The sequence below is a fragment of the Celeribacter naphthalenivorans genome (genome assembly GCF_020524585.1).
In the GTDB taxonomy this organism is placed as follows: Bacteria; Pseudomonadota; Alphaproteobacteria; order Rhodobacterales; family Rhodobacteraceae; genus Celeribacter; species Celeribacter naphthalenivorans.
Genome location: NZ_JAIVLK010000011.1, coordinates 55,708 through 68,994, shown reverse-complemented (window position 1 = coordinate 68,994; position 13,287 = coordinate 55,708). Strand labels below are relative to the sequence as shown.

The 13,287-nt window shown below is 60.6% G+C and carries 14 protein-coding genes; 4 read left to right on the top strand and 10 right to left on the bottom strand.

The features are described 5' to 3' along the window. Window positions 1–3 precede the first annotated feature (3 nt). From LC094_RS19980 to LC094_RS19960, 5 genes are all read right to left on the bottom strand, one after another. The gene (locus tag LC094_RS19980; protein WP_226554541.1) at window positions 4–774 is read right to left on the bottom strand and encodes a metallophosphoesterase family protein; all 771 of its coding nucleotides are present in this window, start codon (window positions 772–774) and stop codon (window positions 4–6) included. Window positions 775–908: 134 nt separating this feature from the next. Next, window positions 909–1,739, bottom strand: coding sequence for a 4-(cytidine 5'-diphospho)-2-C-methyl-D-erythritol kinase (locus LC094_RS19975; RefSeq protein ID WP_226554540.1), 831 nt, complete (start codon window positions 1,737–1,739; stop codon window positions 909–911). After that, window positions 1,739–3,451 (bottom strand): tetratricopeptide repeat protein, encoded by a 1,713-nt coding sequence (locus tag LC094_RS19970; RefSeq protein WP_226554539.1) that lies wholly within the window; start codon window positions 3,449–3,451, stop codon window positions 1,739–1,741. The genes LC094_RS19975 and LC094_RS19970 overlap by 1 nt, the downstream gene beginning before the upstream one ends. Before the next feature lie 127 nt (window positions 3,452–3,578). Beyond that, window positions 3,579–5,231, bottom strand: coding sequence for an electron transfer flavoprotein-ubiquinone oxidoreductase (locus LC094_RS19965; RefSeq protein WP_226554538.1), 1,653 nt, complete (start codon window positions 5,229–5,231; stop codon window positions 3,579–3,581). Window positions 5,232–5,277: 46 nt separating this feature from the next. Then, entirely contained in the window at window positions 5,278–6,270 is a 993-nt protein-coding gene (locus LC094_RS19960) for a phosphatase PAP2 family protein (RefSeq protein ID WP_226554537.1), read from the bottom strand. Window positions 6,271–6,509: 239 nt separating this feature from the next. Here LC094_RS19960 and greA point away from each other — a divergent pair, with 239 nt between their 5' ends. From greA to LC094_RS19940, 4 genes are all read left to right on the top strand, one after another. Continuing rightward, the gene (gene greA, locus LC094_RS19955) at window positions 6,510–6,980 is read left to right on the top strand and encodes a transcription elongation factor GreA (protein WP_226554536.1); all 471 of its coding nucleotides are present in this window, start codon (window positions 6,510–6,512) and stop codon (window positions 6,978–6,980) included. Between the two features lie 28 nt (window positions 6,981–7,008). Further along, complete coding sequence (locus LC094_RS19950; RefSeq protein ID WP_226554535.1) at window positions 7,009–8,016, top strand: hypothetical protein; 1,008 nt, start codon at window positions 7,009–7,011, stop codon at window positions 8,014–8,016. Between the two features lie 101 nt (window positions 8,017–8,117). Beyond that, entirely contained in the window at window positions 8,118–8,834 is a 717-nt protein-coding gene (locus LC094_RS19945) for an AzlC family ABC transporter permease (protein ID WP_226554534.1), read from the top strand. Then, complete coding sequence (locus tag LC094_RS19940) at window positions 8,831–9,154, top strand: AzlD domain-containing protein (RefSeq protein WP_226554533.1); 324 nt, start codon at window positions 8,831–8,833, stop codon at window positions 9,152–9,154. Before LC094_RS19945 ends, LC094_RS19940 begins: the two co-directional genes overlap by 4 nt. Here LC094_RS19940 and LC094_RS19935 read toward each other — a convergent pair. From LC094_RS19935 to LC094_RS19915, 5 genes are all read right to left on the bottom strand, one after another. Further along, window positions 9,151–9,780, bottom strand: coding sequence for a hypothetical protein (locus LC094_RS19935; protein ID WP_226554532.1), 630 nt, complete (start codon window positions 9,778–9,780; stop codon window positions 9,151–9,153). The genes LC094_RS19940 and LC094_RS19935 overlap by 4 nt on opposite strands. A gap of 28 nt (window positions 9,781–9,808) precedes the next feature. Then, window positions 9,809–9,943, bottom strand: a complete 135-nt coding sequence (locus LC094_RS19930; protein ID WP_167602729.1) for an aa3-type cytochrome c oxidase subunit IV — start codon at window positions 9,941–9,943, stop codon at window positions 9,809–9,811. A 61-nt stretch (window positions 9,944–10,004) separates the two neighbouring features. Next, on the bottom strand, window positions 10,005–10,511 hold the full coding sequence (locus LC094_RS19925) for a DUF6173 family protein (RefSeq protein ID WP_226554531.1): 507 nt from the start codon (window positions 10,509–10,511) through the stop codon (window positions 10,005–10,007). Between the two features lie 3 nt (window positions 10,512–10,514). Continuing rightward, on the bottom strand, window positions 10,515–11,546 hold the full coding sequence (locus LC094_RS19920) for an MBL fold metallo-hydrolase (protein ID WP_226554530.1): 1,032 nt from the start codon (window positions 11,544–11,546) through the stop codon (window positions 10,515–10,517). Continuing rightward, window positions 11,546–13,255 carry an acyl-CoA dehydrogenase gene (locus LC094_RS19915; RefSeq protein ID WP_226554529.1) on the bottom strand — a complete coding sequence of 570 codons (1,710 nt, stop codon included), beginning with the start codon at window positions 13,253–13,255 and terminating at the stop codon, window positions 11,546–11,548. Before LC094_RS19915 ends, LC094_RS19920 begins: the two co-directional genes overlap by 1 nt. Between the last annotated feature and the right edge of the window lie 32 nt (window positions 13,256–13,287).

The window sequence follows — 13,287 nt, the reverse complement described above, 5'->3', positions numbered from 1 at the left end:
GGCCTAAAGCGCACTCTGCAAATACTCCACTTGGCCATCCGCGATGAGCGCCGCCGTCAGTCGTCCGGTGGCATAGGCCCCCGTGTCGATGGAAATCACCCTGTTGCGCTCCTGCGGCATCTCGACAATCGTGTGGCCATGCACGATCCAAACCTGATCTGACCGCATCTGACGCCGAAAACCCCGGTGCCCCCACATCAAAACCTTTGGATCCTGCTCCGCGATGGGTTTGTCCGGGTCCGCCCCGGCATGGACCACGGCCACATTGCCGCTTTGGAAAGAAAACGGCCTTTCCGCCAACCAAATCGCCATCCCTTCCGGCATCCGCTCCAAAAGCTGATCCCGCGCACGCACCAAGGCCTCGGCAGAATTCTCGATCCCAAGCTCGAAGGCGCCAAAACTAGCCATGGTCTGTAACCCGCCATGGCGCATCCAACGGTTCCCCGCCGCGTCCGGCGCCACCAGAAACTGCAACATCATGTCTTCATGGTTGCCCCGCAGGCAGATCGTGTTCGGGCGCTCCACCTCGATTTCTCGAAGCCGCGTCAGAACCTCTGCGCTGTGGTCGCCGCGATCAATGAAATCGCCAACAAAGACCCAGCGCGCCCGCGGCGCCTGCGTCGCAAGCTTATTCAAAATGTCATCGAGACAGCGGAGCTGGCCGTGAATATCGCCAACAACGGCCAAATCCTCGTCCGGTTTGGGCAGGCTTTGCGACCTCCGAGAGGTGAATGTGATGTCCGGCACCGGCTGGCGACGCAAACGTTTGAACATCTGACGATCCCCTAAAGCGTTTCTCAGAAAACTTGAGGCACTCAATTTTTCTGAGAAACAGAGCAATATCAATTCAGTGTGGCAACGTTTTTCCCTCAATCTGTTTCAGATTAAACGAAAAACGCTTTAGCCTGTCATCCGGGCATCGTGCTGGCGGATTTCACCCACCACCAGGGATTGCCCTCGGCCAGTTGCAACGCGGCAGCATCGGCCTTGTACCGCTCTTCGAACAGCGCAAAACAAGTGGCACCCGAGCCCGACATGCGCACCATCTGCGCACCGGGCGCCAAGGCCAAAGCTGTGAGCGCCGCCGCCACTTCAGGCACAAGTTTCACCGCAGGACGTTCCAGATCGTTGCGCTGCGTGCCGAGCCAATCGATGAAGGACAGGCTATCGGGCCAGTCAGGCAAGAGACCCGGCATCTCCATATTTTCCTTGCTTGCCAAAGCCTTGAACACCTCCGGTGTCGACACTTCGACACGCGGATTGACCAGCACCATGTGCAACGCAGGCATGGTCACGGACGTCAAATCATCGCCGATCCCGCGCATCCGCACCGGCTTTGCGGCCAGACATACGGGCACATCGGCGCCCAAAGACAGGGCCTTTTCCGCTGAAACCGGCGTCGCACCCAGTCGCGCGGCCGCCCGCAAAGTGGCCGCCGCATCGCTCGATCCGCCACCAATGCCAGACGCAGGCGGCAGGTGTTTGTCGAGCACCATCTCCATCGGCGCTCCCGCAAGCTCCGCCGCGCGCATCACCAGATTTGTCCCATCCGTGGGCACGCCCTCGGTAAAAGGGCCGGTCACAGTCAGCGACGAGGTGGCGGCGGGCGTCGCCGTCACCTGATCGCCCAAATCGATAAAGGCCACCAGACTGTCCAAAAGATGATAGCCATCGTCGCGCTGGCCGGTGACGTGAAGCGTCAGGTTGATCTTGGCGGGCGCGAAAACCTTGACCGTCATCAGCCGTCCTGCCCTGCCCGCGTCGGCTCTTCGCCCTCTTCGATCAGAACGCGGTCCAGCCCGACGTCGAGCTTGCGGCGAATGCGATCCGCCTCATCCTCTTCCGGCTCGAACGACAGGGCACGGTGCCACTGAAACCGCGCCTCGCGATCCCGGCCCACGGCCCAGTAAACATCGCCCAAATGGTCGTTGATGATCGGATCGACTGGCATCAATTCGACAGCCCGCTCCATCGGCTCGACGGCCTCCTCATAGCGGCGCAGACGGTAGAGACCCCAGGCAAGGCTGTCGGTGATATAGCCGTCTTGCGGCCGCGCCTCGGCGGCCTTGCGGATCATCTCCATCGCTTCGTCGAGGTTGGTTTTCAGCTCCAGAAACGAGTAGCCGAGATAGTTCAGCACACGCGGTTGATCGGGTTCGAGCGCCAAAGCCTGACGCAGGTCGGATTCGGATTTCTCCCATTCGCCCAGCCGCTCATAGGCCGTACCGCGCGTGAAATAGAGAGGCCAGAGCCCGCGCGTTGGCGGCTGGTGCCGGTCGATCACCACGGAATAGGCCTCCACCGCCTCTTCGTAGCGCTCGGTGCTGCGCAGGGCATCGCCCAGAGCAATATGGACATTGTCCATCTCGGGGTAAGACTTGGTCAGTTGCCGCAGCACCTCCAAAGAGGCCTCATCCTTGCCCGCCGCGCGCAGGGTTTCGGCGCGTCCGAGATTTGCAATTGGAAAGGCCGGATCGTCCTGCGCAATGCTGTCATAGGCTGTGGTGGCAAGATCGTAATTTCCCAGACGCTCCAAAAGTGCTGCCACGTTCAGCACATAGGCGGCCTCATCCGGGCGAAGCGCCTCGGCGATGCGGGCGTAGAGCAGGGTGTAGGCGTCATCAAGCCCGCCATCGAGCGCGGCAGCCACGGCGAAGAACACATCGGCAATGCCGTCGCTGGCGCTGCGCACAACGTTGAACGGCACGGTTTCGCCCGCAGACAAAGCGGCACGCATCTCTTCAAGCTCCGGGTCCAACACGCCCTCGCCGAAGGCACCGTTCAAGACCTCAAGCGCCTCACCATTGCGCTCAAGCTGGCTGAGGATTTCGACCTTCGCCAGCACAGAGGTCCGCGCATCCCGCACGCCGTCCTCGGTCAGGATCGCCAACGCGCCTTCGTAATCACCGACCAATCCCAGAGCCAAAGCTTTGTTATACGCGCCAAAATGTTCGAAGCCTTCGCCGAGACCGGTGCCCTCGTCGAACAATTCCAAAGCGCCGGACATATCGCCCTGACCGATATGCGCCCAAGCCAACATGAGGCCATCCACCACGGTGCTGATGCTTTGCCCATTTTCAAGAGCCGCGATGAGACCGTCGTAATCGCCATCGCGCGCCAAAAGCGTCAGCTCGGCCATGGCGGCGATCTGGTTGCCCGGTTCGATCTGGTTCAACAGCGCGGAATAGCCTTTCGCGGCGTCGAATTCTCCCATGGAAATATGCGCCGAAATCACGGATTCGAGCAGGACGGGATTTTTCGGATCCGTCACCAACGCGCGGGTGGCATAGGTCACGAGATCCTGAAAGCTGCGGTCCATCGTCGCCTGGCGCGCGGCCAGATAGGGGCCTGCATCGGCCACGGCGGAGGCGGGCGCAAGCGCGGCACTGCTTCCAAGCAAGAGGCCAATGGCCGTAAGGGCGGAAATCATGCGGCCGCTGCGTTGTGTCACCTGTGGTCTCCTCGGACATTTTCCTGCGTGGCCCTGAGACTAGCCGCCAAACCGCCGCACCGCAATGCAAACGGGGGCCGTGTTGGCCCCCGTCGTTGGTCTTGGAAAACACGTTGCCGTGAGAGGCTTACATGTTGGGATAGTTCGGGCCATCGCCGCCTTGGGGCACCGTCCAGGTGATGTTCTGGCTGGTTTCCTTGATGTCGCAGGTCTTGCAGTGCACGCAGTTCTGGAAGTTGATCACGAACTTCGGCTCTTCACCCTCTTCCGTCAGATATTCGTAGACGCCAGCCGGGCAGTAGCGCTGCGACGGGCCACCGTATTGTTTGTAATCGACGTCAATCGCGACCTGCGGGTCCTTGAGTTTCAGGTGACAGGGCTGGCTCTCTTCGTGGTTGGTCGCCGCGAAGGAGACGTTGGTGAGCCGGTCGAACGAGATCACGCCATCGGGTTTGGGATAGTCGATCGGTTTGAATTTCTCGGCCCTGCCGGTCGATTGCGCGTCGGTTTTGCCGTGCTTCACGGTGCCGAACAGAGACCCCCCGAAAATCTGGTTGGTCCACATGTCGAACCCGCCAAGCGCCAGCGACGCGGTGAGGCCAAACTTGGACCAGAGCGGCTTGACGTTGCGCACGCGTTTCAAATCCTTGCCGACCGCGCCCGTCCGCAGCTCGGTCTCGTAGCCTTCGAGCGTGTCGCCGGAGCGGCCTTCCTGGATCGCCGCAAAGGCGTGCTCCGCCGCCGCCTTGCCCGACAGCATCGCGTTGTGGTTGCCCTTGATCCGCGGCACGTTGACGAGGCCGACGGAACAGCCCAGCAAAGCCCCGCCCGGAAAGGCCGCTTTCGGCATCGACTGATAGCCGCCCTCGGAGATCGCCCGCGCGCCGTAAGCCACGCGTTTGCCGCCCTCCAAAAGCTCCTTCACCAGCGGGTGCTGTTTGAAGCGCTGGAATTCCATATAGGGGAAGAGATACGGGTTCTTGTAGTTCAGGTGAACCACGAAACCCAGATAAAGCTGATTATTTTCAGCGTGGTAGACAAAGCCACCGCCGCCCGCGTTCGACCCCAGAGGCCAGCCCATCGAGTGCCAGACCTTGCCTTCGCGGTGCTTCTCCGGGTCGATCTCCCAAATCTCTTTCATACCGAGACCGAATTTCTGCGCGTCGCGACCGGCCTGCAGGTCGTATTTCGCGATGATCTCTTTCGCCAGAGACCCGCGCACGCCCTCGGAAATCAGCACATATTTGCCGTGCAGCTCCATCCCCGGCTCGCTGTCCGGCCCGATGGTGCCATCGGCCTCAAGCCCGAAGACACCTGCGACGACGCCTTTGACCTCGCCATTGTCGCCGTAAACCAGCTCGGAACACGCCATGCCCGGGAAAATCTCGACGCCCAGCTCCTCGGCCTGCTCCGCCATCCAGCGGCAAACATTGCCCATCGAGACGATGTATTTGCCGTGGTTCGACATCAGAGGCGGCAGCGGGAAGTTCGGAATGCGGATCGACCCGGCCTCGCCCAACACGTGGAAATGGTCTTCTTTCACCTCAGTGGTGATCGGCGCGCCGCGCTCTTTCCAATCCGGGATCAAAGCGTTCAGACCCACCGGGTCCAGAACCGCACCGGACAGAATATGCGCGCCCACCTCGGAGCCTTTTTCCAACACGACGACACTCAGATCGGCGTCCAATTGCTTGAGCCGGATCGCAGCAGACAGACCCGCAGGACCAGCCCCCACAATCACGACATCATATTCCATCGCCTCACGCTCGATTGCTGACATATCTGTTCTCCCTGGCTCTGGCGGCGTTTGTTGGCCTAAGTAACCTTTATGCGAGGGCTTGGTCAATTTGCGCTGTCGATTTTCGTGACGTCCCGAGGGCCCTACGACGCATAAAAACTCGCAAAAAGGCAAATATTGCGACAGTGAACAGCACAGATGCGTAGCCATCCACCGCGTAATGCCATCCTGTATAGACAGAGAGGAACAGAATCGTCGCCGCAAAGGCGATGCCGACAGGGGCATAAAACCGCGAACGTTCCGACACATAGAGCGCCCAGATCGTCGCCATCGCCACATGCATCGACGGAAAAGCCGAAATGCCGGAGCCGCCAAGTTGCGCACCTCCTTTTTCGATATATTGAGCCCAAAGCGCCTGTTGCACACGGTCGACGGACGTGCCCGGGAAGGTCAGATCGGACAGCGACGCCACCATTGGCGCGAAGTGATCGCCGCCCGTGACCAGATCGGCATAGATCGGCCCGGCGGAGGCGAACACAGTCGCAATGACATTGCCCAGCAGCACCCAAGACAGCGCATAGAGGCTCAGATAACGGGCTTTGCGCGTCGGATCGCTGTCGCCCAGAGCCAAAAGCATGGGGAAGGAAAAGGCAAAGGCGCCCCAGAGACCGGAATAGGTGAAGGCCGCACCATCCGTGTCGATCCAGCCGCGCAGATCATGCGCCACCTGCCAGGCATCGCGCCCGCCGTGCAGCATCCGGTCCCATCCGGCCAGCATCGGATCGGCCCAAAACGGCACGAGGGTCGGGATCACCGCCTTGAACAACGTGTAGCCGGAGACCAGTGCGACGGTCGCCGCGAATCCCAAAGCCGCCTCGCCTAAGCGCCGCGGGTGTTTCCACGCGAAATAGCCGAACAAAGGCAAAGTCCAGATCACCCAAGGCCCCGCGCCCATGTATACGATGGTCGAAATGGAAAAGCCGACGATGCCGGGGATATGCGCCGTCGTGCCACGGATCAGCACCGTCGCCACGAGGGCGAAGAGAAAAAAGACAAAAGAAAATCGTGCGAACCCGATCACGCGCAGCCCCTTTGGCATTTGGATTTTCTCGCAAGATGCATCTTCAATTGGGCACAATTACGGCCGCAGGGCGGGAATTTTGCGAAATGAGGAAACAAAAGTCTCTGACGCGTTCCAGAAAACCCCCTTGAAAATCCCCCGCATTCCGGGTCAGGTAGGTCGACAAACTGAAACAACACAAGCACGCGGAGACCCCGACAGGTCACTGCAGTGCTTTTTTCGTGCAGATGAGTGGCCCTATGGAAAAGATTCTCATGACCCGCGCGGGCTATACCGCGCTGAACGACGAGCTGAAAAAACTGAAATCCGTGGAGCGCCCGGCGATCATTCAGGCGATTGCGGAGGCCCGCGAGCTTGGCGATCTCTCGGAGAATGCCGAATACCATTCCGCACGCGAGAAACAGAGCTTTATCGAAGGCCGGATCAAGGAGCTCGAGGGCATCCTGTCTCTGACCGATGTGATTGATCCGAAAACACTTTCGGGTGCCGTGAAATTTTCCGCCACCGTCACCATCGTCGATGAGGACACGGATGAGGAAAAGACCTATCAGATCGTCGGCGAACACGAAGCCGACATCGAACGCGGGCTTTTGAACATCAAATCGCCGCTGGCGCGCGCCCTCATCGGCAAGGACGAAGGCGACAGTGTCGAGGTTCGCACCCCGGGCGGAGAAAAAGCCTACGAAATCCTCAAGATCGCGTATATCTGATCGAGAAAACGCGGTCGTGGAGGCCAGCTTGGCAGACGAAAGCCCGAAAAAAATCGAACTCGGTGTGTATCAGCGTCCTGAAGATGCATCGAAAATCACCGCGACCGAAATGATCGCCGCGATCCTGTCGCTGGTGTGGCTGGCCATGACGGCGGGCTATTTTATGATCGTTGGGACAGGCACAAGCGAAGGCGGATTCGACAGCATCCGCTTCGTGATGATGATCATTGCGATCTTCATGCCGATTGCGATGATCTGGGTCGGCGCTTTGGCCGTGCGGGCCTCTGTCACGATGCGCGAAGAGAGCCGCCGCTTGCAGGCCGCGATCTCCGCCATGCGGCAAGCTTATCTGTCCGGGCAACAGGGCGGTTCGAACGCCACTGTCGAGAAGAAACTCGAAGAGATCGCCGCAGCCCAACGCAAGACCGAGAGCACGCTCGCCACATTCACCTCGATCCGCCCGGGCCAGACGCCCGCCGAGGACAAGCTTGCGATACCCGCGCCTGCGCTGATCGAGGATCAGGCCTCTCTGGCACTTGGCACACCTTCGGAAAGCCTCGCGCCGCCGCTGTCGGTCGCGGATTTCATCAAGGCGATGAATTTCCCGGAAACCGCCGAGGACAAAGAGGGCTTTCGGGCACTTCGTCGCGCCCTGTCGGATCGCAAGGTCAGCCAGTTGATCCATGCCGCCCAAGACGTTCTGACGCTTTTGTCGCAAGACGGCATCTATATGGACGATCTGCGCCCTGACCGTGCCAAACCCGAGATTTGGCGCCGCTTTGCCAAGGGCGAGCGCGGCCATGCTGTCGCCTCTTTGGGCGGGGTACGGGACCGGTCGTCTTTGGCGCTGGCGTCCGCACGGATGAAACAGGACGCGATTTTCCGCGATGCCGTGCACCATTTCCTGCGCAAATTCGACAAGACCTTTGCCGAGTTCGAACAGACCGCCACGGATGAAGAAATCGCCGCCCTGTCGGATTGCCGCACTGCACGCGCCTTCATGCTTTTGGGCCGTGTGACCGGCACTTTCGACTAAGCCGCGACCATCAGCATTCGCAAAGCCCGTCTTCACATTTCGCCATTGGCCTAGGCTGCGCCCGTCCCCTAGGGTGCAGCGGTTCCTAACACGTTGATCTCATGTCTTACTCACCCGCCACACAGCAATTTCTCAAAGGGGCCAAGGACGGCCTGCCCTTTCACATCGTGATCTGGCCCTTCGCCGCGATTTTCGGCGCGATTGCCACCCAAGCGGGCCTCAATGTCGCCGAGGTCATGGGGTTTTCTATCCTCGTGATCGCCGGCTCCGCGCAATTGGCCGCGCTTCAGCTCATGACTGAAAACGCGCCCACCGTGATCGTATTGGCCACCGCTCTGGCCGTGAACCTGCGCATGGGGATGTATTCCGCCGCTTTCACGCCGCATATCGGCAAGGCCTCGCTCGCGACCCGCGCTTTTGCCGCCTATATGCTCTATGATCAGCCCTATGCACTGGCGAGCATCAAGTTCGAGAAAGAGCCCGATCTCAGCCTCTCCGAGAAACTCGGCTATTTCTTTGGCGTCGCCATTCCAATCGGCATCGCTTGGTATCTTTTGACGCTGGCGGGCGCGCTTTTGGGCGAGATGATCCCCACCGACGTTGGCGTCGATTTCGCCGTGCCGATCACGTTTCTGGCCGTCGTCGCCCCGATGCTCAAGACGCTGGCGCATGTCGCCTCTGCACTGACCTCCGTCGTGCTCGTGCTGGCGCTGAGCTTCATGCCCTATGGCACCGGGCTTTTGGTGGCTGCCGTGGTCGCGCTTTTGGTGGGGGCGCAGGTGGAAAGCTGGATGGAAAAGAGAAAGGCCGCGGCATGATCGAGGCAAGCCCGACGCAAATCTGGATCATCATCATCGGAATGGCCATCGGCACCTTCCTGATCCGCTTTTCTTTTCTGGGTCTGGTGGGGGATCGCCCCCTGCCCGCGTGGCTGTTGCGCCTCTTGCGCTACACGCCTGTCGCGGTGTTGCCCGCCGTGGTCGCACCGATGCTGATCGGGGCCAAGGCCGACACCGATCCGCTGCGCCTGTTCTGCGCAGCCGTGACAATCATCATCGGGGTCTGGACCAAGAACGTGCTCTGGGCGATCCTTACGGGGCTTGGCCTGTTCTTCGGTCTCGGCGCGTTTCTGGGTTAAGCCCCACCACGGGGCAGCAACAGAGGCGGCGCCTGAATGAGCCGGCCGTTGTCATCCGGGCTGTCATCGTAGTGCTTTTTCTCGGTGACGCCGGGCTGTTCGGCAAACCATTGCATCAGCTTTTTCGGCGACATGGTGCGCGGCGTCCCCTCGAACCCCGGCAGGCCGGAGAGAATTTCCGAGACGCTGCTGGCGCACATCGCCTTGGGCACGGCGCCGTAGGCCTGCACCTTCGCGAGCGCCAGAGTGGCAACCTCGGGGCTGACCTCGATGGTCTGCTCGACCACATGCCAGCTCACCCGCGCATGGTAATCGATGTAAAAGGCAACAGCCGGATCGCTCATGCCGAAATGCACATCATTCCGCTCCGGCAGATGCGGGTGATAAAACGTGCCCGCCGGGTCAAAAATCAACCGCTCGGACGGCGCATTGACCATGAGTGCCGAATGCCCCCCGCCGCCATGGCGGTTGTTGATCACGGTGAAAAGCGTCAGTTGATAGGGCGCGCCGTGGACGTAATGCGACCGCGCGACCTCCGTATCGGGCGCCCATTTCGGTTCAGCGGCCCCACATGCAGTGAGAACGACAAGCGACAGGAGCCAAAAGGCTCGATGCAAGATGTGCAAAGTTTCGGCTCCTGGCCTATGTGGTAACTTAGCCGTTAAAGACGGCAGCGATGATCAAAACGATAATGGACGCGGCTGCAACCCCGATCGACCATTTGATGAAGCCATCAAAGGTCTTTTCTTGTACGGAAATATCCATTTCGCCGTGTTTGTGGTCTGACATTGTGCGTTTCTCCTCCCGGTTTGGGTGTTTTCTTATGAATTAGACGATTCACAAACACCTGTCACGCCTTGGCGTCACCTTCTGCCTCTTCAACATCGCGCTCCTGTTCCAGATCGGCCACAAGACGGAAGCCAATCCGCGCGGGCGGCGCCATCGGCGCCTGTTTCGGCAGCGCGCGCAGCATGACGTTCAGTTGGGTGACGTGTTGAATGAGCTGGGTCTTGGTCCCCGCCTCGTCCGAACCGTAAAAGGTCACAATGTCGGGATCGAAAAAGCCAATGCCTTCGATCCGCATCACGCCGGTGTCGGAACCGGCAAAGCCCATGGCGATCTCATGTTCGCTGTCGAGTTGTTCCTCAAAATTCTGGATATAAAGGATCAGACGCTCATAGGCCCATTCGGCGGCGCTTTTCTCCTCGACCGGCTTGCGCACCATGGCGTTGGGCAGGGGTTTCTGTTCCGCCGTGCAGGTCTCCGGGTCGGCATGGACCACACGGGCCTGCGGCAGCGCGGCCTCTTCATGGGCTTCGGCGGTGGTGCGAATCTCGTCTGATGTGTGCGTGGGCATGGTTTAAGCTCCTGTTTGCCACAGGATGGCACCATCTTCGCGCAGGCGTCCAGTCACAACGCCCTGACGTTCGAGGTGACGACAATGCGCCATGGCCTCGACCATCGCGAGCCCGTATTCGCCCTCTTTGATCGGACGTTTGAACAGCACATCGAAACAGTCGCAAGCGGTGCGCGGTTCCGACAGCACTTCGGTCAAACGCGCCAGAGCGTGGCGGTGGTTGTCGATCAAATGGCTGAGCCTTGCGGGCAGGCCGGTGTAGGGCAGCTTGTGCCCGGTGAGCACCAACTGGCTGTCACGCGCATGGGGCACGAAACGCTCGCAAGAGGCAATCCAATCGCCCACCGGATCGGCCAAGGGTTCGGTCGCGGAGACACCGAGGTTCGGAGAAATCCCACCCAAAAGCTGATCTCCGCCGATGACCAAAGCCCCGTCACGACGCCAGAATGTCAGATGTTCGGGCGCATGGCCGTCGCCGGTGCGAATATCCCAAATCTGCCCGCCAATCTCAATCTCATCGCCGTCCTGCAACCGCGTGTAGCCCAAGGGCAGCGAGCTGACCGCGTCGGCGGTGTTGAAGGGGCGCTCGGAAAGACGCTTGGCGTAGACTTCCTCCGACATGCCGCAGGACCGCCAAAAATCACACATTTCAGGCGTAGGAGCGTCCTGAATATCAAGCCGCAACATACGTGCCATGAGATAGGAGGTCCGGCTTGTGAGCAATTCCGCGCCATGGTCGGTCATCAGCCAGCCCGCGAGACCGACATGATCGAGATGGTGATGCGTCACGATCACCCGCTTGATCGGTCGTCCGCCGAGAGGCCCCGCCATGAAGGCCTCCCAAAGCCCACGGCTTTTGCGGGTGTCGACACCGGTGTCCACCACGGTCCAGCCGTCACCCTCATCGAAGGCATAGACATTCACATGGGCCAGCGGCACCGGCAATGGCATCCGGGTCCAGAGCACGCCGGGTTCGATCTCGACCACGCCCCCCAGTTCTGGTGGCTCGAAGGGCGTGCGGATCGGGTCAGTCATCAGGCAGTCAGGTCCTCTGGGGCCAAGGCATAAATATCCTCCGCCCCCAAACGCGCCTGCGCCAGAAGAGCGGTGTGCTCGGGCAGCATACGGTTGATGTAGAAAGCTGCAAGCCGCGCGCGCGGACCATCGCCACCCTCGGCAATCGCGGCCTTGAGGTGATAATAGCCGCCCAACACGCGGGCAAAGGCGCGCAGGAAGGGGACGGCGCCCGCAAATCGGTCGTTCATCGGCAGCGCCAGCATCGCCTCGACACCTTCGCGCAGCGTCTCGGCGGCGTTCCAGACGGCTTTCGCGCGGTTCGGCAACGTCGCCCGCGCGGCTTCGGCAAAGACCTCGATCTCGTCCAAAATCCCAAAGGCCGCGTCCCCGCCGTCCATCAATTTGCGGCCCACGAGGTCCATCGCCTGAATGCCATTCGTGCCCTCGTAGATCGAGGTGATCCGCGCGTCGCGAGCATATTGCGCCGCGCCGGTCTCTTCGATGAACCCCATGCCGCCATGCACCTGCACGCCGATCTGGGCCACTTCGTGCCCGATGTCGGTGGAGAAGGCTTTGGCGATCGGAATGAGAAAGGCGCCGCGCGCCTGTTGGTCCGGGTCCGTGCGCCCAAGGTCCAGCGCCACACCGCAGGCCAGTGCAATCGCGCGCGCCACATAGGTATCCGCGCGCATTGAGGCCAGCATCCGGCGCACATCGGCGTGGTCGATGATCCCCGCGCCCTCGCGGCCCAGCGGCGATTTGCCCTGAACGCGGTCTTCCGCATAGGCCAGCGCCTTTTGCGTGGCGGCTTCTGCAATGCCGACGCCTTGAACACCGACGCCCAGACGCGCGTTGTTCATCATGGTGAACATGCATTTCATGCCTTGATGTTCTTCGCCCACGAGCCAGCCCTTGGCCCCCTCATAGGCCATGACACAGGTCGGCGAGCCGTGGATGCCGAGTTTATGTTCGAGGCTCACCACATGAAGGCTGTTCGCCTCGCCCAAAGACCCATCCTCATTCGGCAGAATTTTCGGCACCATAAACAAAGAAATACCCTTCGTTCCCGGCGCCCCATCGGGCAGTCGCGCCAGCACGAGGTGGCAGACATTCTCGGAGAAATCATTGTCGCCCCAGGTGATGAAAATCTTCTGGCCGGTGATGGTGTAAGACCCATCATCATTGCGCTCCGCCTTGGTGCGCAGCGCGCCAACATCCGAACCGGCGCCCGATTCCGTCAGGTTCATCGTCCCGGTCCACTCGCCGGAGATGAGCTTTGGGATATATTGTTCTTTGATCGCGTCCGAGGCGTGGTGTTCCAGCGCCTCGATCTGACCCTGGGTCATCAAAGGCTGAAGCGACAGCGACAGACAGCCGCCGGACATCATCTCATTGACCGCCGTTGCCACCGTCAAAGGCAGGCCCATGCCGCCATTTTCAGGATCGGCCAGCATGCCGATCCAACCGCCCTCGGCAATCTGACCATGCGCCTCGGCAAAGCCCGGCGAGGTTTTCACCACTCCGTCGGACAGCGCGGCAGGCGTCAGATCGCCGCCACGGTCCAGCGGCGCGACCACATCGCTGGCAAGCTTGCCGGCCTCGGACAGGATCGCAGCGATGGTCTCCGCATCCACATCTTCGAAACTGTCACTCTCCAGGACGGAGGCGAAATCGACGATATGATCGAGAATGAACTGATAATCCGAAACCGGCGCGCGATAGGTCATATGGGTCTCCTCCTGAGCGGGACAGTTTAGCA

Coding starts and splice junctions, on each gene's coding strand:
- LC094_RS19940 (WP_226554533.1), top strand. CDS start 8,831: ATGATCGAGGCAAGCCCGACGCAAATCTGGATCATCATCATCGGAATG.
- LC094_RS19980 (WP_226554541.1), bottom strand. CDS start 774: ATGTTCAAACGTTTGCGTCGCCAGCCGGTGCCGGACATCACATTCACC.
- LC094_RS19920 (WP_226554530.1), bottom strand. CDS start 11,546: ATGACTGACCCGATCCGCACGCCCTTCGAGCCACCAGAACTGGGGGGC.
- LC094_RS19925 (WP_226554531.1), bottom strand. CDS start 10,511: ATGCCCACGCACACATCAGACGAGATTCGCACCACCGCCGAAGCCCAT.
- LC094_RS19945 (WP_226554534.1), top strand. CDS start 8,118: ATGTCTTACTCACCCGCCACACAGCAATTTCTCAAAGGGGCCAAGGAC.
- LC094_RS19915 (WP_226554529.1), bottom strand. CDS start 13,255: ATGACCTATCGCGCGCCGGTTTCGGATTATCAGTTCATTCTCGATCAT.
- greA (WP_226554536.1), top strand. CDS start 6,510: ATGGAAAAGATTCTCATGACCCGCGCGGGCTATACCGCGCTGAACGAC.
- LC094_RS19930 (WP_167602729.1), bottom strand. CDS start 9,943: ATGTCAGACCACAAACACGGCGAAATGGATATTTCCGTACAAGAAAAG.
- LC094_RS19965 (WP_226554538.1), bottom strand. CDS start 5,231: ATGTCAGCAATCGAGCGTGAGGCGATGGAATATGATGTCGTGATTGTG.
- LC094_RS19975 (WP_226554540.1), bottom strand. CDS start 1,739: ATGACGGTCAAGGTTTTCGCGCCCGCCAAGATCAACCTGACGCTTCAC.